General features: G+C 71.5%; 17 protein-coding genes. 7 read left to right on the top strand and 10 right to left on the bottom strand.

Features of this window, described 5'->3' with window-relative positions; genetic code table 11:
* Positions 1-17: 17 nt before the first annotated feature.
* Positions 18-620 carry a TetR/AcrR family transcriptional regulator gene (locus LWP59_RS27875; protein ID WP_144642985.1) on the bottom strand — a complete coding sequence of 201 codons (603 nt, stop codon included), beginning with the start codon at positions 618-620 and terminating at the stop codon, positions 18-20.
* Between the two features lie 102 nt (positions 621-722).
* Between LWP59_RS27875 and LWP59_RS27870 the strand changes: the two genes are divergently transcribed.
* Together LWP59_RS27870 and LWP59_RS27865 are read left to right on the top strand one after the other, a co-directional pair.
* On the top strand, positions 723-1,565 hold the full coding sequence (locus LWP59_RS27870; RefSeq protein ID WP_144642986.1) for a carbon-nitrogen hydrolase family protein: 843 nt from the start codon (positions 723-725) through the stop codon (positions 1,563-1,565).
* Positions 1,555-2,907, top strand: a complete 1,353-nt coding sequence (locus LWP59_RS27865) for an APC family permease (protein ID WP_144642987.1) — start codon at positions 1,555-1,557, stop codon at positions 2,905-2,907. Before LWP59_RS27870 ends, LWP59_RS27865 begins: the two co-directional genes overlap by 11 nt.
* A 12-nt stretch (positions 2,908-2,919) precedes the next feature.
* Here the strand turns inward: LWP59_RS27865 and LWP59_RS27860 are convergent, their stop codons facing one another.
* On the bottom strand, positions 2,920-3,810 hold the full coding sequence (locus LWP59_RS27860) for a MurR/RpiR family transcriptional regulator (RefSeq protein WP_229857621.1): 891 nt from the start codon (positions 3,808-3,810) through the stop codon (positions 2,920-2,922).
* Between the two features lie 142 nt (positions 3,811-3,952).
* Here LWP59_RS27860 and LWP59_RS27855 point away from each other — a divergent pair, with 142 nt between their 5' ends.
* From LWP59_RS27855 to LWP59_RS27840, 4 genes are all read left to right on the top strand, one after another.
* Positions 3,953-5,344: an MFS transporter gene (locus LWP59_RS27855; protein ID WP_144642989.1), complete on the top strand. Its 1,392-nt coding sequence runs from the start codon at positions 3,953-3,955 to the stop codon at positions 5,342-5,344.
* A complete protein-coding gene (locus tag LWP59_RS27850; protein WP_144642990.1) occupies positions 5,341-5,775 on the top strand; it encodes a GAF domain-containing protein in 435 nt (144 codons plus the stop codon). Before LWP59_RS27855 ends, LWP59_RS27850 begins: the two co-directional genes overlap by 4 nt.
* Positions 5,772-6,977, top strand: a complete 1,206-nt coding sequence (locus tag LWP59_RS27845) for a metal-dependent hydrolase family protein (RefSeq protein WP_144642991.1) — start codon at positions 5,772-5,774, stop codon at positions 6,975-6,977. The genes LWP59_RS27850 and LWP59_RS27845 overlap by 4 nt, the downstream gene beginning before the upstream one ends.
* A gap of 850 nt (positions 6,978-7,827) precedes the next feature.
* Positions 7,828-9,009 carry a VanZ family protein gene (locus tag LWP59_RS27840; RefSeq protein ID WP_229857622.1) on the top strand — a complete coding sequence of 394 codons (1,182 nt, stop codon included), beginning with the start codon at positions 7,828-7,830 and terminating at the stop codon, positions 9,007-9,009.
* Here the strand turns inward: LWP59_RS27840 and LWP59_RS27835 are convergent, their stop codons facing one another.
* From LWP59_RS27835 to LWP59_RS27825, 3 genes are read right to left on the bottom strand one after another with little or no spacing between them, the layout of a single operon-like run.
* Positions 9,010-9,396 (bottom strand): hypothetical protein, encoded by a 387-nt coding sequence (locus LWP59_RS27835; RefSeq protein ID WP_144644456.1) that lies wholly within the window; start codon positions 9,394-9,396, stop codon positions 9,010-9,012.
* 25 nt (positions 9,397-9,421) lie between these two features.
* Complete coding sequence (locus LWP59_RS27830; RefSeq protein WP_144644459.1) at positions 9,422-10,126, bottom strand: DUF6745 domain-containing protein; 705 nt, start codon at positions 10,124-10,126, stop codon at positions 9,422-9,424.
* Between the two features lie 34 nt (positions 10,127-10,160).
* On the bottom strand, positions 10,161-11,036 hold the full coding sequence (locus tag LWP59_RS27825) for an SDR family NAD(P)-dependent oxidoreductase (RefSeq protein ID WP_144644462.1): 876 nt from the start codon (positions 11,034-11,036) through the stop codon (positions 10,161-10,163).
* Between the two features lie 70 nt (positions 11,037-11,106).
* Here LWP59_RS27825 and LWP59_RS27820 point away from each other — a divergent pair, with 70 nt between their 5' ends.
* Positions 11,107-12,024, top strand: coding sequence for a LysR family transcriptional regulator (locus tag LWP59_RS27820; protein WP_144644465.1), 918 nt, complete (start codon positions 11,107-11,109; stop codon positions 12,022-12,024).
* 282 nt (positions 12,025-12,306) lie between these two features.
* Here LWP59_RS27820 and LWP59_RS27815 read toward each other — a convergent pair whose 3' ends face one another.
* From LWP59_RS27815 to pcaC, 5 genes are read right to left on the bottom strand one after another with little or no spacing between them, the layout of a single operon-like run.
* A complete protein-coding gene (locus LWP59_RS27815) occupies positions 12,307-13,284 on the bottom strand; it encodes an Ldh family oxidoreductase (RefSeq protein ID WP_144644468.1) in 978 nt (325 codons plus the stop codon).
* Positions 13,284-14,072, bottom strand: coding sequence for an N-acyl homoserine lactonase family protein (locus LWP59_RS27810; protein ID WP_144644471.1), 789 nt, complete (start codon positions 14,070-14,072; stop codon positions 13,284-13,286). The genes LWP59_RS27815 and LWP59_RS27810 overlap by 1 nt, the downstream gene beginning before the upstream one ends.
* The gene (locus LWP59_RS27805) at positions 14,069-14,839 is read right to left on the bottom strand and encodes a carboxymuconolactone decarboxylase family protein (RefSeq protein ID WP_144644475.1); all 771 of its coding nucleotides are present in this window, start codon (positions 14,837-14,839) and stop codon (positions 14,069-14,071) included. The genes LWP59_RS27810 and LWP59_RS27805 overlap by 4 nt, the downstream gene beginning before the upstream one ends.
* Positions 14,840-14,843: 4 nt before the next feature.
* A complete protein-coding gene (locus LWP59_RS27800) occupies positions 14,844-15,731 on the bottom strand; it encodes an NAD(P)-dependent oxidoreductase (RefSeq protein WP_222425725.1) in 888 nt (295 codons plus the stop codon).
* Positions 15,728-16,123 (bottom strand): 4-carboxymuconolactone decarboxylase, encoded by a 396-nt coding sequence (gene pcaC / locus LWP59_RS27795; protein ID WP_144644478.1) that lies wholly within the window; start codon positions 16,121-16,123, stop codon positions 15,728-15,730. Before pcaC ends, LWP59_RS27800 begins: the two co-directional genes overlap by 4 nt.
* Positions 16,124-16,135: the final 12 nt, after the last annotated feature.

Below are 16,135 nucleotides of genomic sequence, written 5' to 3'. Positions count from 1 at the left end.
CTGCACGTAATCCAGATTTACCCCGTCAGGTCGACGCCGAGTGCCAGCCGCGCGTGGAGCAGGAGGCGCTCCTCGACCTCGTCGGCGGTGATGTCACCGACCAGGACGTGCATGCCATAGCCGTCCTCCAGCGCCACGAAGCTCCGTGCCAGCACGTCCGCCGGCGCCGCGAGCTGGAACTCGCCCGAGCGCGCGCCGTCCTCGAGGACCTGGCGGTAGAGCTCGGTCTGCCGGTCGATGAAGCGCTTGTTGTCCTCGGCCGCGGCCTTGTTCCGCAGCACGACGGGCGCCAGCTCGTACAGCAGACGGCTGGTGTCCTCCGTTTCGCCGGGGCGCGGGACGCCTGAGCGGATGCAGGCCCGCAAGCGCTCGCGCGCGCTGGTGAACCGGCCGATGTCCTGCTCGCGGCGCTCGCCGTAGGTGGCGGTGCCCTGGGCGAGTACAGCGGTGAACAACTCGTGCACGTCGGGGTAGTAGTACAGCACGGACGCGGGGGTGAGCCCGGCCTGCTCGGCGATGTCGCGCAGCCGCGCCTGCGCCGCGCCGTGCTCGAGCACCGCCTGTGCGGCGGCGGCGATGAGCTGGGCGCGGCGGGCTGTCTGGTTTCGCGGACGCGGCATGTCCGAATCGTCGCATGCCGATGGCGGACCGGGTGTTGACAGGTCCCAGTTAGTTATCTAAATTTCGTTTAACTTTCCGCTCCCTCCCTTTCGAGGTATTCCATGAGCAGACCTCTTCCGCTGGCACTGGTCCAGGCGCCGACCCGGACCTTCGACGAGTTCGCCGACGACCTGCGGCGGCTCGCGGCGGAGCGCCCGCAGGTCCGCCTGGTGGTGCATCCCGAGCTGCACCTGTGCGCCCGGCTCGACGCCGCCGAGCCGCTGGACGGCCCGCGGGACAAGGCCCTCGCGGAGCTCGCCGGCGACCTGGGGCTCTGGCTCGTGCCGGGCAGCGTCTATGAGCGCGGCGACGACGGCAGGATCTACAACACCGCCGTCGCGTACTCGCCGGAAGGGCGGCGGGTGGCGTCCTACCGCAAGATCTTCCCGTGGCGTCCCTACGAGAAGACCGCTTCGGGCAACGAGTTCGTCGTGTTCGACGTCGACGGCATCGGGCGCGTCGGGCTGTCCATCTGCTACGACGCGTGGTTCCCCGAGACCACCCGCCATCTGGCGTGGATGGGCGCGGAACTGGTGCTGAACCTCGTGCAGACGCCCACCGCCGACCGGACGCAGGAGCTCGTGCTCGCCCGCGCGAACGCGATCGTCAACCAGGTGTTCGTCGCCAGTCTCAACGCCGCCGCCCCGCACGGGCTCGGCCGCAGCCTGCTCGTCGACCCCGAGGGCCGGGTGCGGGTCGAGGCCGCCGGCGTGGAGACGACCGTGCTCACCGACGTGCCCGACCTGGACGAGGTGGCCAACGTGCGCCGCTTCGGCACCGCCGGGCTCAACCGGATGTGGAACCAGTTCGAGCCCGGGGAGCCGCCGCTCCCGCTACCCCTGTACGCCGGGGAGCTCGACCCGGCGCGCTGGTCCCCGACGACAGGAGCATCTGATGTCCACTGAGGACACTCGCCTCACCGCCCGGCTCACCCTGCCGGGGGTGGTCGTCTTCGGCCTGTCCTACATGGCGCCGGCGATCGTGGTGTCGACGTTCGGCGTCATCGCCGTCGCCACGCACGGCGCCGCCCCCAGCGGCTATCTGCTCGCGACCATCGCGATGCTGCTGACCGCGCTGAGCTACGGCAAGATGGCGCGGATCTTCCCGGTGTCCGGCTCGGTCTACACCTACGCGCGCAAGATGCTCGACCCGCGCGTCGGGTTCCTCGCGGGCTGGGCGATCCTGCTCGACTACTTCTTCCTGCCGATGGTCGCCTGGCTGATCCAGTCGGTGTACCTCAACGCGCAGTTCCCGGCGGTGCCGGTCTGGGCGTGGCTGGTCGTCAACATCGTGCTCACCACCGGGATCAACATCCTCGGCCTCGTGGTCGCCGACCGGGTCAACCGCACGCTCATGGCGCTGACGATCGCCGGGCTCGTGGTGCTGGTCGCGTTCTGCGTGCACTACCTCGCGACCAGCTCGCACGCCTCCGCCGGGCAGGCGTTCTTCAGTCCCGCGTCCGGGTTCTCGGCGATCTCGGCGGGCGCGGCCATCGCGGCGTACTCGTTCCTCGGCTTCGACGCGGTGAGCACGCTGAGCGAGGAGACCCGCAACCCGCGGCGGACCATCCCCCGCGCGATCGTGCTGACCGTGCTTGCCGGTGGCGTGCTCTTCGTGGGCATTTCGTTCGTCATGCAGTGGGTGCACCCCGGCGCCCGGTTCGACGACCCGTCCTCGGCGGGGTACGCGATGTCGACGCTGGTGGGCGGCAAGGCGTTCGCCGACGTCATCAACATCGTCACGCTCATCGGCGGGTTCGCCTCCGGGCTGACGATCCAGGCCAGCACGAGCCGCCTGCTCTACGTGATGGGCCGCGACGGCGTGCTGCCGCGCCGGTTCTTCGGGCACCTGCACCGCAAGCTGCGCACGCCGGTGCCGAACCTGCTGCTGATCGGCGCGGCCGCCCTGCTGGCGCTGAACCTGTCCGTGGAGACCGCGACGTCGTTCATCAACTTCGGCGCCTTCCTCGGCTTCATGCTGGTGAACCTGTGCGTGATCGCGTACTTCGTCCGGCAGCGGCGCACCGGCGGCCGGCCGTCGGTGTTCGGGCACGTCCTGGTGCCGTTGGCCGGCGCGGCGGTGGACGTGTACCTGCTGACCCAGCTCAGCTCGATCGCCCGGTACCTCGGGCTCGGCTGGCTGGCGCTCGGCGTGGTGTACCTCGCCGTCCTCACCCGCGGTTTCCGCAAGGCACCGCCGGAGTTCGAGCTGACCGACCAGCCCGAGGCGGCCGAAGCCGCGGTTTGACGCGACCGCCTGTCACTCGCCGCCCGGCGTCTTCGTCGGGCGGCGGTGCAGGAGGTCGAACCGCGACCACATCGCCTCCGCGGCCTCGATCGACCTGCTGGTGCGCGCGGGGTCGACGGCCGCCAGCTGGGCGACGATCGCCTGGACCAGAGCCATGCCCGCGGTCAGCGACGGGAAGAAGGTCACCCCTTCCGCCGGCACCATCAGCACCCGCTCCGCCGCGCCTGCCAGCGCCGGGCTGGCGGCGTCGGTGATCGCGAAGACGCGCGCGCCCCGCTCGTGCGCCTCGTTCGCCGCGAGGACCGTGCTCTCGTACAGCCGCCAGAAGCTGATGGCCACCAGGACGTCCTCGTCGGTGGTCTTCGCCGTGGCGTTGGCCAGCTCGGCGTCGCCCGCGGTGATCGCGTGCACGTCGTACCCGGTGAGCCGGGCGTTGTGCGCGAAGGCGATGCCCACCGCCGCGTAGCTGCCGTCGGCGATCACGATGGTGCGGCGGGCGCGCGCGATCGCTTGTGCCACCTCGTTGATCTCGTGTTCGACGAACCGCCGGTGCACCAGTGCGAGGCTGTCGAGGTCGCGCCGGAGCGAAGCCGCCGCCGGCGAGCCGACGCCGTGGTGCTCCTCGGCGACCTGGGGCGCGCTCAGCGATGAGAGGTAGCGCGCTCGCAACTCCTGTTGCAGCGCGGGCCAGCCCGCGAAGCCGAGCGCCTGCGCCGTCCTCGTCACCGTGGCGACGTTGACCCCCGCGAGGCGGGCGAGCTCGCCGGTCGAGCCGAACGAGGCGCGCCGGGGCTGGCTGAGCAGCAGTTCGAGCACGGCCGCCGACTTCGGCCGCAGGCCGCGTTCGGGCAGCCGCTCGCGCAGCCATTCCTCGAAACCGTCGAGGCCCCTCGTGTCCGCCACCCGCGCACCCCCTTCCAGCGGTGCCCACGCTATCCCACGGCCGTCTGTTACAAGCATGCAAAAGCTGTTGCAGAAGTCTTGAACTGCAGGATACGTTGTCAGCACTTCCTCGTCGCCCCGACTGTCCACGGAAGGCGTTGTCATGATGCTGCTGGCACGACTCGACCGGCTTCCGCTGAGCCGGCCGCACTACCTGCTGCTGCTCATCGGCGGCCTCGGCTACACCTTCGACGGCATGGACTCCGCCGTCGTGGCGTTCCTGTTGCCCAGCGCCAAAACGGCCTGGCGGCTGAGCGACGGCGAGCTCGGCCTCATCGCCTCGGCCACCCCGTTCGGCTTCCTGTTCGGCGCGGTCGTGGCCGGCCTGCTCGGCGACCGCATCGGCCGCAAGAAGGTCATGATGTACGCGCTCGCCTTCTACGCCGTGTTCTCGGTGGTCGCGGCCTTCTCGCCGAACTACGAGATCTTCCTCGGCTCGCGGGTGCTCGCGGGTGCGGGCGCGGGCGCGGAGAGCGCGATCATCGCGCCGTTCCTGTCGGAGTTCGTGCCGGCGAAGCGGCGGGGCTGGTTCGTCGGCGCGCTGGCCGGGTTCTTCTCGTTCGGCTTCGTCGCGGCCGCCGTCGTCGGCCGGTTCGTCGTGTCGGCCTTCCCCGAAGGCTGGCGGGTCGCGCAGCTGGTCACGGCGGTGCCGATCGTGCTGTTGCTGTGGTGGCGGCGTTCGCTGCCCGAGTCGCCGCGTTTCCTGCTGGCGAAGGGCCGGGCGGAAGAGGCCGAACTGGTGGTGGCCAAGCTCGAGCGCGACGTCGAGAAGGCGACCGGGGCGCCTCTGCCGCCGGTGCCGCCGGAGGCCACCCGGCCGATGACCGAGACGCCGAAGGTCAACCTGCTGAACGCGCTGAAGTTCCTGTGGAGCCCCGCGATGGCGCGCCGCACGGCGGTGATCTGGGCCGTGTGGTTCGTGATCACGTTCTCCTACTACGGCTTCTTCTCGTGGATCCCGACGCTGCTGGTCGAGCGCGGCATCACGGTCACCAAGAGCTTCGAGTTCTCGATCATCATCTACCTGGCTCAGGTGCCCGGGTACTTCTCGGCCGCGTGGCTGTCGGAGCGGCTCGACCGCAAGCACACGATCGCGCTGTACCTCGCGGGCTCGGCGGTCAGCGCGTTCTGGCTGAGCCAGATGAGCGCGCCGTGGTCGATCACGCTGGCCGGCGCGGTGCTGTCGTTCTTCCTCAACGGCACCTACGCCGGGGTGTACTCCTACACGCCCGAGGTGTTCCCGACCTGGATCCGCGCGACCGGCACCGGCCTGTCGAGCGCGTTCGGCCGGGTGGGCAGCATCCTGGCGCCGACGATCATCGGCGTGTCCGCGGCGAGCCTCGGGTTCGGCGGGGTGTTCGGCCTGACCACGGCCGTGCTGGTGCTCGGGGTGCTGTGCGTGGTGGTCTTCGGGTTGTCCACCGCGGGCCGCTCGCTGGAGGAACTGACCGAACGCGGCGCACCCGTCGCGGTCACGGAGGAGATGACGAAATGACGGAACTGTCCACATTGGAGGATCAGGTACGGGCGGCGATCGGGGTGCGGCTGTTCACGGTACTCGCCTGGGTGCCGCAGCGGCGCGCGATGCGTCGCGTGTACAGCAGCCATCCCGAGCAGTACCCCGTGGGTGGTGAGAAGAGCGTCGAAATCTCGTCCGGCTGGCTGGAGCGGTGCGTGGTGAAACAGGAGCCGTACCTCGGGCCCGACCGCGCGGCCGTGCGGGAGGTGTTCGCCGACCACGAGCTGATCGACTCCCTCGGCTGTGGCGCGGTGATCAACGTGCCGGTCGTCGACGAAGGGGAGACGTTGGGAGCGCTGAACATCCTCGACGCCGAGGGCAGGTACGACGAGGCGTCGGTGGCAGCCGCGGTGAAGCTCGCGCCGCTGGCCGCACCGGCCCTGCGCGCGCTGGCGAGTGAGCTGTGAACCTGTTGTTGCGCAACGCGTTGCTGCTCGACCCGGAGACCGGCGAGTACACCGAGGGCGACCTGCGGTGCGCGGACGGCCGGATCGCCGAGACCGGGTCCGGCCTGTCGGCGGACGGCGTGCGCACGGAGGACCTGCGGGGCGCGGTGGTGCTGCCAGGGTTGATCGACGCGCACGTGCACGTCACGGCCTCGACGGCGGACCTGGGCTCGCTGCCGTCGTCGTCGCCGTCCTATGTGGCCGCGCACAGCATGCGGATCATGGGGGAGATGCTCGACCGCGGGTTCACCACGGTGCGGGACGCGTCGGGCGCGGACTACGGTCTCGCCGACGCGCAGGCCGAGGGCCTGTTCCGCGGACCGCGGCTGTTGTTCTGCGGGCGCGCGCTGAGCCAGACCGGCGGGCACGGCGACAGCCGGAACAGGGGCACCCACCTGCACGACGAGCACCAGTGCTGCGCGGGCCTGGGCCGCATCGCGGACGGCGTGGACGCGGTGCGCGCCGCGGCGCGCGACGAGCTGCGCAAGGGCGCACACCACATCAAGGTCATGGCCTCCGGCGGGGTGGCGTCCCCGACCGACCGCATCGACTCGACGCAGTACTCGGCGGAGGAGCTGCGGGCGGTGGTCGAGGAAGCGGCGGCGGCGAACCGGTACGTCGCCGCGCACGCATACACCGCGCGGGCCGTGAACAGGGCGCTGGAGCTGGGAATCCGGTCCATCGAGCACGGGAACCTGCTGGACGACCGGAGTGTCGAGCTGTTCCTGGAGCACGACGCGTTCCTGGTGCCGACGCTGGTGACGTACTGGGCGCTGAAGCAGGAGGGGCGGGAGTTCGGGCTGCCGGAGTCGAACTGGCGGAAGGTGGACGAGGTGCTCGGGGCCGGGATGGCGGCGCTGGAGCGGACCGCGCGGGGTGGGGTGAAACTGGTCTACGGCACCGATCTACTCGGCGGGATGCACCGGCACCAGAGCCACGAGCTCCGGCTGCGGGCGGAGGTCCAGTCGTCACTGGAGATCCTCCGCTCGGCGACCAGCGTGGCCGCGGAACTGGTCGGCATGACCGGCGAGATAGGCACCCTCCGGCCCGGTGCGCACGCAGACCTGCTCGTGGTCGACGGTGACCCACTGTCGGAGATCGGCGTCCTGGCCGACCGGAAGCACCTCCGCCACATCATCCAAGCCGGCGAGGTGGTGGGTTAGGTGAGTTGAGGGTGGGTCCGGGTCCGGGTGCCACGTCTTGTATCGGGGGCGGGCTGGTGCCTGGCCCCGCCTTCGGGGCGGGCTCGGCCCCGCGCCGAGGGGCGGGCTCGGATGCCCCACCCTCCGTTGGGGCGGGCGCGGCCGCACGCGAAGGGTGGGCCCGGTCTCGCCCAGGAGGGGGCGCGGTCTCGCCCAGGAGGGGACGGGCGCGATCTCGCGTGCGGTCGGCGGCTGCCCGGCCTGCGAAACTGCGCCAGCCGCTACCGCCCCCAGCCACTTCGCGGCTACCGGGGCCCGGCCACTGCTCCCGCGCCACCGCCCCGCCCCGCCGCGGCCCGGTGGCTACCGAAACCCGCCACCGCTCCGGGCCACCTCGCCGCCGCCGCTGCCCCCGCCCAGCCGCGGCCGCTCCCGCGCCCCGCCGCTACCGCCGCCCTGCCGCGGCCACTACCGCCGCCCCGCCGCCGTGCCCGCCCTGCCGCCACCGCGGCCGCCACTGCCCCCACCTCCCTGCCGCGGCCGCTCCGTCGCCACCGCCCAGCCCCGCCAGGCCGGGTGACCCCCACCCCACCCCATCCCACCGCCCCGCCCAGCTCCCGTGGCCCCACCACCTGAACCCCAGCCGCCCCGCCGAGCGGCGGTAGCCGCCGCGACGCCCGCCGCCCCTGCCGCCGCTGCCCCCGCCGCGGCCGCTACCGCCGCCCCGCCAGGCCGGGTGACCCCCACCCCATCCCGCCGCCCCGCCGCCGCTGCCCCCCGCCGCCCCGCCGCCGCCGCGACGCCGACCGCCCCGCCGCCGCCCCTCAGCCAGAACAAAACACGACCGCCGCGGCGGAAACTCACCGCGACCGTGCGTATCCCCGCCGTCGCCGGGGTACACCGGACCGTGGCAGCCACCTACCTCCTCCCGCTCACGACGGCGCTCATGCTGTTCCCCCTCGTCGCGCTCGTGATCATGATCCCCGCCGCGGTGGTGAGCTACCGCCGCCGCGGGCGGGCGGGCGGCCGGACCACCATGGTCTTCTACACGTTCGTCTTCTACCTGCTCGCGATCGCCATGCAGACGGTCATCCCGCTGCCCAGCAACAGCGCGTACTGCACCGAACCCAGCTACGCCAGCAGCCCCCAGCTGCGCCCCTTCTACTTCCTCGAAGTCGTCGCGCAGCGTGCCCACGGGCACTGGAGCCCCGTCGCGATCATGCACAACCCGGCGGTCTGGACCACTTCCCTCAACATCGTCATGCTCCTGCCGCTCGGCGTGTTCCTCCGCTACGCCCAGCGCCTCCGCTTCCTGCCCACCGTGCTGATCGGCTTCGGCGTCTCGCTGTTCTTCGAGCTCACGCAGCTCACCGGCCTGTGGTTCGTCTACCCCTGCCCGTACCGGCTCTTCAGCGTCGACGACATGATCCTCAACACCGTCGGCGCCGCCGCGGGCTGGCTGCTCGCCGGGCCGCTCGCGAAGCTCCTGCCCGAACTCGACCCGGAACGCGACCGCCGCCGCTATGCCGCCAAGGTCACCGTCCCCCGGCGTCTGCTCGCGTTGATCACCGACCTGGTCGCGTACACCGTCCTGCTCGCCTTCGTCTTCGGGCTGCTCACCCTGTTCGGCGAGAACCTCGACCACCGCGGCACACTGATCCTCGTCCTCGGGCTCGTCTGGTTCGTCCTCGTGCCCACCCTCACCGGCTCCACCCTCGGCAAGCGCGCGATGCTCCTGCGCGTCCGCCGCACGAGCGGACGCCGCGCCGGACCCGTGTCACTGCTGATCCGGAACGGCATCCTGCTCTCCCCGTTGTGGCTGCTGTGGCTGCTGCTGAACCTCGACCACTGGGACATCGCCGCCCACCCGCAGCAACTGCTGATCCCGGCCGGCCTGCTCGTGTCGGTGTTCGTCGTGCTGGTCTGGACCCCGCTGGCCGTCCTCCTCGGCGACGACCACCGCGCGCCCTACGAACGGCTCACCGGCACGGTCAACACCGCGATCGTGGCCCCCGTACCGGAACCCGAGCCCCTCGAACCCGCGCGGCAGTGATCAGTCGGTGACGAGCCTGCGCCACGCGCGGTACTCCTGCTGCCGCCGAACCAGCCAGCACCCGGGCGCGACGCCGCTGCACCCGTGTTCGGGATGGATCAGGTATGCCGGAGCGGTGTTCTCGATCAACCTGATGGTGAGACCGAGCGGATCGTGCAGGCCGGCCGTCCACCGGTGGGTGCCCGCGTCGGCCACGAGCGTGTGCGTGTTGCCCGTCTCGCCGCGGACGAGTTCGACGCCCTCCGGCGGTACCGGCCGCCACGCCGCCCACGGGTCCGGCCGCACCGTTCGCACCAGCGCCAGCGGGATGACGATCAGATCGCCCTGCGCCTGCAGGCCGTCCAGGACCGGGACCCGCAGCTGGTCTTCGAGCTCGCGCAGTTTCATGACATCACATTGATAAGTTGCAGGGTCAAGTAGGACGCAACAGCTGCGCGTAGCGCTCGCCGGTGAGGCCGTAGGTCCACGCAGCGGCGTCGACAGGATCGTCGAGCCACGGCGGGATACGCAGTCCATGCAACCGGTGCGTGCCGTCGGGCTCGCTGGAACCGTTGACAGCCGACAGGACCTGGCCGAACGGGCCGTCGCAGAGGCGCAGGACATGCCCGGGGTTGCCGGGATCCGCCGACTCGGCGACATGGGTCAGATTCGCCCGCTCGGCGTACGCCGTCCAGCTCAGGCGCTCGAGCGCGCACCACCGGACCTCGACGTTGCGTTCGGCCGCGATCCGCTCCGGGGTCGGCGACTCGATCATCCGGGCAGGAACCGGGGTGCCGTGCCACGCGTGCACCGCCCAACCGTCCGGGAAGACGATCGCGCGCCCGTCGCGGTCGTGCGGCCGGACCTTGCCGTTGGTGCTGCCAGGCACCGGCGCGGGCGGATCACGGCCCAGCCGGGCGCGGATGGACGCGGCTGGCCCGGTGCGGGCGACCCGGCGCAACACTCCATGGATCTCGATATCCACATGCGACACCAGATCGTCTTCACCGGGACGGCCGAGTCGTCGGTTCAACCGGGCGCGCAGCCGTGAAACCGTCGTCGCCAACCGGTTCTCGACCGAGCGGAACGCCACTCCCGAGGCAGTGGCCGGCGGCACGAGCCCGCGACGGTCGCTCACTGCGCCAACGCAACGGTCTGTCTATTGTGGATTTTCAACGAGCGGTAACGCCGGCATAGCGCGAAGGAGTGCCGCTGTGCCACGGCAACACGACACCGAACCGCACGAGTTCGCCGTAGGCGGCGGGGTCGACGTGCGAAGCGAGCACCAGGTCGAGCACGGGACCGGCGGCCTGCGCCGGGGTTTGCGCCTGGCTGAAGTCCTCGAACCACGGCCGCGACGCACGGGTGTCCACGAGCCCTGGGCACACCGACGCGACGAGAGTGCCGTCCCGCAGGTCCTGCTCGCGGCGTTGCGCGGCGACCGCGCGGACCGCCGCCACCTGTGCCACCTTTGACGGGACGTTGATCCACCGCGGCCAGCCCTGCTCCTCGACGGTGTCCTCGTGAATCGCGGCGCGCCAGGACTCGACCACCTTCTCGACGTCGTCCAGGGACGCCCCGTCGAACAACGGCTGGACGCGCGGGTCGAGGTGGCCGAGCGTGCCGAGCGAGCTGGCCACCACGATCAGCCGCCCGCTGGGACGCAGCACGGGACCGAACGAACGCAGCACCGCGTGGGTACCGCCGTTGGCGACGTCGATGAACTCGTCGGCCTGCTCGGCCTGGGTGCGCTCGGCGCTCAACGGTCCCACGGCGTTCGAGATCACGATGTCCACGCCGCCGTACTCCTCGCGCAGCTCAGCGGCCAGCCGCTCGACGGCTCCGACGTCGGTCACGTCGAGGACCCGGCCTTCGACGCGGCTGCGCGCGCCGGCCACGCGGGTAACCGCGTCCGCGACGCGCTGGGGGTTGCGGCCGGTGAACAGCACCAGATCCGACGGCGCCAGCCGGGCCGCGAGCCCCTCCGCGAAGGCGAAGCCGATGCCTTGGTTCGCCCCGGTGACCAGGGCGATGCGGGGATTTGTCATACCTTTAGGCTAGGCACGCGGTGGCCATGCGACCACCGAAATAGCCGCACACCTGGTATGCGTAGGAGTCATGGACCTGGCCAATGTCCCGACGGTTGCGCTGCGGGTGTTCCGCGAGGTCGCCGAACGCGGCACGCTGACGGCGGCCGCCGCGGCGCTGGGCTACACGCAGAGCGCGGTGTCACGGCAGGTCGCCGGGCTGGAGCGCGCAGCGCGGGCAGAGCTGCTGGAGCGCAGGCACGACGGCGTCGCGCTGACCCCGGCCGGGCGGGTGGTCCTGCGCCACGCGGGATTCGTGCTCGACCGGATCGACGCGACCGAACGGGAGCTCGCCGGGCTGCCCGCGCAGGCCGGAACCGTACGGCTGGGCTGGTTCATGAGCGCGGGCGCGGTCCTGCTGCCCCGGGCGCTCGCCGCGCTGCAGCGCACGCATCCCGCGATCGAGGTCACCACGCGGGAGGGCACCACGCCCGTACTCGTGCGCGCACTGCGGGCCGGCACGCTCGACCTCGCCGTCCTCGGCTCGGCGCCGCCGTTCCGGCCACCCGACACCGAGTCGCCGCCGCTGAAGCTGCGGACCCTCGCCGAGCGCAGCCTCCGGGTCGCGGTCCCGGCCACCCATCCGCTCGCACGCGGCGACTCGGTGGACGTCGCCGAGCTACGTGGTCAACGGTGGGTCGCCACCCCCTCCGCCGGGGAGGAGAAGCTGATGGGTGTGTGGCCGGGGCTCGACGAGCGGCCCGAGATCGCGCACACGGCGCGCGACTGGCTCGCGAAGCTGAACCTCGTCGCCGCCGGATGCGGGCTGACGACCATCCCCGCGTCCCTCATCGAGGCGGTGCCCGCGGGCGTGCAGGTTCTGACCGTGCGCGGGGGACCGCAGGAGAAGCGCCGCGTCGTCCTGGCGCGGTTGCCGGGCCCGCTTCCCGAACCCGCCGCCCACCTCGCCGAGGCCCTGCGTGTGGTGGCGGCGGAACTCGGTCAGTAGCGCCCACGACGAGAAAGCCCGCGAATCCCACTCGACAGTGCGCGCCGGTCGCGAGCTGTCGAACGAGTCGTGCCGTAGCAAGGGATGTGTCGTCGTTCGCCCTCGCGGTGAGCGATGGCGAAGAGGAAGATGTCCGGATGCTCTGATAGCTCGACGCGGTCGACGGTCTCCGCGTCGGCCGAGCAGGACGTCCAACCGGTGCCCGGCGGCCGCGGGGTCAGGAAACAACCCGACAGCGGTGGCCGTCTGACGGCGCGCACGCGGTAACCCCGACAGCGAGCGCTAGAGCGCCCGCACCGCCGCCAAAATCGGCTCAGGCACCTCGAACCCGCCGCGCGCCAGGCTCTCCTCCCGCTGCGCGACCGAGCGGTCGAACGGCATCCGCACGGGCGTGTCCGCGGCGACCGGGCGGGTGGCGCGGATCGCCTCCGCGTAACCGGAGACGTCGCGTTTGAAGTCCTCTGTGGATCGCAGGAGGTCGGGCCGCAGCGCGATGATCAGGAACCCGAACTCCGTCAGCTCACCGGGCAGGATCGGGGAGCCCGCGAGCACCCCCAGCAGCTGCACCACGATCGCCAGCCCGCTGCCCTTGTGCCCGCCCCACGGGGTGAACGCCCCGCCGAGCGCGGCCGCCGGGTCGGTCGTCGGCGCGCCGGCCGCGTCGTAGGCGACGCCGGGTGGCAGTGACTGCCCGAGCCGCCCCGCGAGCACGGCCTGCGCGTGGATGATCTCCGACGTCCCGATGTCCCAGATGATCGGCGAACCGGTGCTGGGAAAGCCGAAGCACACCGGGTTCGTGCCGAAGCGTGCCTCGTTCCCGCCGTGCGGCGCCACCCACGGCGTCGCGTTGGACGCGATCAGCACGACCAGGTCCCGCCGCGTCGCCATCTCGGCGTAGTACGACAGCATCCCGGTGTAGTACGTGTTGTGCGCGCCCACCAGCGCGATCCCGTTCGCGTCCGCCTTCTCGATCGCCAGCTCAGTCGCGCGGCGGCCCACGAGGTAGCCGAGCCTGTCGCCGCCGTTGAGCAGCGCCGACACCCCGGTCTCCCGCGCGACCTCGATCGGCCGCGACGGCTCTGTCGTCTTCGCCAGCCGGTCGGCGATGCTCAGGATGCGTGCGAGACCGGCGTAGTGCAGCCCGCGCAGCTCGCAGTCGAGCAGGTGGTCGGCCGTGACGTCGGCCTCCGTCGCGTCCAGCCCGAGCCGGCGCAGCGCGCGCACCGCGACGACCCGGGCCTCCTCCAGTGCCACGAACATCAGCCGAGCACCGTCGCGATCTCCGCCGCGCGGCCGGCCACCGCGGGGAACTTCTCGCGCACCCGGCCGTCGTGCCCGGGGATCACCGTCGCGCCGGTCTCCGCCGCGAGCCGGTTGATCAGCGACAGCGCCCGCCGCATCTCACCGAGGTCGGTGAACGCGAAGAACGGCCACTCGTGCTCGATCTGCTCGTAGAAGTGCGCCGCATCGGCGGCCAGGATCAGCGGCCCCGACCGGGCCTCGACCACGGTCAGCAGCTCGCCGGGGGAGTGCCCGCCGACGGGGTGGACCGTGACGCCCGGGCACACCTCCGTCTCCTCGCGCACCAGCCGCAGCCTGCCCTCCTGCTCGGCGAGCCGGACCGCCTCCAGGTGCCCGGCCGTGGCGAACTCCCCCGCCAGCTCGCCACGGTCCCATTTGCCGAACCAGTAGTCGTACTCCGCCGCCCCCGCGACGACCTCCGCGTTCCGGAACAGGCCAAGATGGCCGATGTGGTCGTAGTGGAAGTGCGAAGTGACCACTGTGGACACTTCGAGTGGGTCGATCCCCAGCAGTGCCAGGGCGTCTGCGGTGGGGATGACCGGCTGCTCGCCGAGCCAGTCGCGCTCGGCGATGTCGTAGCCGGTGTCCAGCAGCATGGTCTTCGACGCCCCGCGCAGGACCCAGAAGTTGTAGTCCATCTGCAGGTCGCCGTCCGGCTCGCCGTAGGAGGAGTACTCGTGCAGCACGGCGCTCTTGCGCGTGACGCGCTCGCCGTAGCGGACCTGGACGACCTCGAACCCGCTCATTTCGCCTCTTCGGCGCGCGCGAGCTCCTCGTCCAGGATCGGCACCGCGACCGTCGCGGCGTGGATGCCGATCACGCTGACGATCTCCAGCACCTCCATGATCTCCTCCTGCGTCGCGCCGTAGCGCACGGCGTTGCGCATGTGCAGCTTCAGGCCCGGCACGTACAGATGCGTCGCGGAGGCGTCGAAAGCCGTGTAGATCAGCTCCTTGACCTTCGGCTCCAGCACCCCGGTCCGCCACGGCACGGAGGAGAACTCCGTGTAGGCCTCGAACAGTTCGGGGTCGACCTCCAGCAGCCCGTCCCAGAACGAGTGCCAGTAGCCGCGGTTCTCGGTGAACTCCGCCTTGATCCGCTCCTGGTTCGCGTCCAGCGGCTTCGGCCCCGTGCGGATGCCCTCCTCCTCGAGCACCTCCAGCAGCAGCGGCACGCCGATGTTGGACGCGTGGATGCCGAGGGTGGAGGTCAGCTCGATGACCTCCATGATCTCCTGCTTTGTCGCGCCGAACGCGAGCGCGGCCCGGATGTGCTGGCGGGTGCCGGGGGAGTACATATGCGTCGCAGCCGAGTCGGCCGCGATGTAGACGAACTCCTTGACCTTGTCGTCCAGGTGGTTCTTGCGCCACGGCACGGCGGAGAAGCTCAGGTAGGCGGCCAGGAACTCCGGGTCGTGGCGCAGGATGCTCTCCCACGCGTCGCTCCAGGTGCCGCGGACGCGCTGGAACTCCGCCTTCAGCTCCTCCTGCCTGCTGGTCAGGACCGTCGTCATCTGCTCATCCCTTCCCGTGTTCGTTCCGCAGCCACCGCACGATCTCCGTGTGGTCGGCATCGGCGGGCAGCACCTGCGCCGCCTTGGCCCACAGCTGAACCGCCGACTCGCCCAGCGCCGAGGGCCACCCGGTCTCCCGGGCCAGCTCGACCGCGATGCGCATGTCCTTGAGCATCAGGCGCAGGCCGAACCCGGAGTCGAAGGTGCCGGGCAGGACGAACTTCGGCCACTTCGTCTCCGTGGAGCCGCTGCGCCCGCTGGAACCGTTGACGACCTCCAGCATCACCGCCGGGTCGAGCCCGAACTCCTGCCCCGCCAGCAGCGCCTCGGAGCTGACCAGCAGGTGCGTGGCGGACATCAGGTTGTTCAGCGCCTTGAGCGCGTGCCCCGCGCCGACGCCGCCGACGTGGGAAACCTTGCTGCCCAGGCATTCCAGCGGCGGGCGGACGCGCGCGACGTCCTCGGCCGCACCGCCGGCCATCACGGTCAGCGTGCCGGCTTCGGCGCCGACGACCCCGCCGGACACCGGCGCGTCGACCATCGGGACGCCGCGGCCGGCCGACCACTCGGCCACCGTCCGCGTCGAGTGCGGGCGGGAGGAGCCCATGTCGACGAGCACCGTGCCCGGCCGGGCGGCTTCGAGCAGCCCGTCCTTGTAGAGCACCTGCTCCACGACGTCGGAGTTCGGCAGCATCAGCAGGATCGCGTCCGCGCCCTCGGCGACGGCGGCCGGCTCGGCGACCGGGGTCGCGATGCGCTCGCGAGTGGCCGGGTCGGTGTCGAAGCCGCGGACGGTGTAACCGGCCTCGACGAGCCGGCGCACCATCGGCGTGCCCATGTTGCCGAGCCCGACGAACCCGAGCACCGCGCCGGGCGCCAGCGGGGTGCTCACGGGACCTCGATCCCTTCGGCCTGCAGCTCGGTCAGCACCCGCTCCGCGACGCGGAACGACTCCAGCGCCGCCGGGACTCCACAGTAGACAGCCGTCTGCAGCATCGCCTCCTGGATCTCGGCCTGCGTGCAGCCGTTGCGCACCGCGCCCCGCACGTGCACACCCAGCTCGTGCATCCGGTTGAGCGCGGTGAGCATCACCAGGTTGAGCAGGCTGCGGGTCTTGCGCTCCAGCCCGTCGCGCGTCCACACCTCGCCCCAGCAGTACTCGGTGACCAGCTCCTGCACGGGCCTCGAGAAGTCGGTGACCTTCGCGAGCGACCGCTCGACGTGCTCGGCGCCCAGGACCTCCTTGCGCGTCGCGAGTCCCGCTTCGAACCTTGCCTGATCCATGGTCTTCGATCC

It is taken from the genome of Amycolatopsis acidiphila, assembly GCF_021391495.1.
GTDB lineage: Bacteria > Actinomycetota > Actinomycetes > Mycobacteriales > Pseudonocardiaceae > Amycolatopsis_E > Amycolatopsis_E acidiphila.
Note: the sequence above shows the minus strand (reverse complement) of the source record. Positions and strands in the feature narration are given on the sequence as shown.

What these genes read in the sequence shown, in the direction of transcription:
- LWP59_RS27850 (WP_144642990.1), top strand. Translation starts at nt 5,341, where the DNA reads ATGACGGAACTGTCCACATTGGAGGATCAGGTACGGGCGGCGATCGGG.
- LWP59_RS27855 (WP_144642989.1), top strand. Translation starts at nt 3,953, where the DNA reads ATGATGCTGCTGGCACGACTCGACCGGCTTCCGCTGAGCCGGCCGCAC.
- LWP59_RS27835 (WP_144644456.1), bottom strand. Translation starts at nt 9,396, where the DNA reads ATGAAACTGCGCGAGCTCGAAGACCAGCTGCGGGTCCCGGTCCTGGAC.
- LWP59_RS27805 (WP_144644475.1), bottom strand. Translation starts at nt 14,839, where the DNA reads ATGACGACGGTCCTGACCAGCAGGCAGGAGGAGCTGAAGGCGGAGTTC.
- pcaC (WP_144644478.1), bottom strand. Translation starts at nt 16,123, where the DNA reads ATGGATCAGGCAAGGTTCGAAGCGGGACTCGCGACGCGCAAGGAGGTC.
- LWP59_RS27815 (WP_144644468.1), bottom strand. Translation starts at nt 13,284, where the DNA reads ATGTTCGTGGCACTGGAGGAGGCCCGGGTCGTCGCGGTGCGCGCGCTG.
- LWP59_RS27820 (WP_144644465.1), top strand. Translation starts at nt 11,107, where the DNA reads ATGGACCTGGCCAATGTCCCGACGGTTGCGCTGCGGGTGTTCCGCGAG.
- LWP59_RS27825 (WP_144644462.1), bottom strand. Translation starts at nt 11,036, where the DNA reads ATGACAAATCCCCGCATCGCCCTGGTCACCGGGGCGAACCAAGGCATC.
- LWP59_RS27865 (WP_144642987.1), top strand. Translation starts at nt 1,555, where the DNA reads ATGTCCACTGAGGACACTCGCCTCACCGCCCGGCTCACCCTGCCGGGG.
- LWP59_RS27875 (WP_144642985.1), bottom strand. Translation starts at nt 620, where the DNA reads ATGCCGCGTCCGCGAAACCAGACAGCCCGCCGCGCCCAGCTCATCGCC.
- LWP59_RS27810 (WP_144644471.1), bottom strand. Translation starts at nt 14,072, where the DNA reads ATGAGCGGGTTCGAGGTCGTCCAGGTCCGCTACGGCGAGCGCGTCACG.
- LWP59_RS27870 (WP_144642986.1), top strand. Translation starts at nt 723, where the DNA reads ATGAGCAGACCTCTTCCGCTGGCACTGGTCCAGGCGCCGACCCGGACC.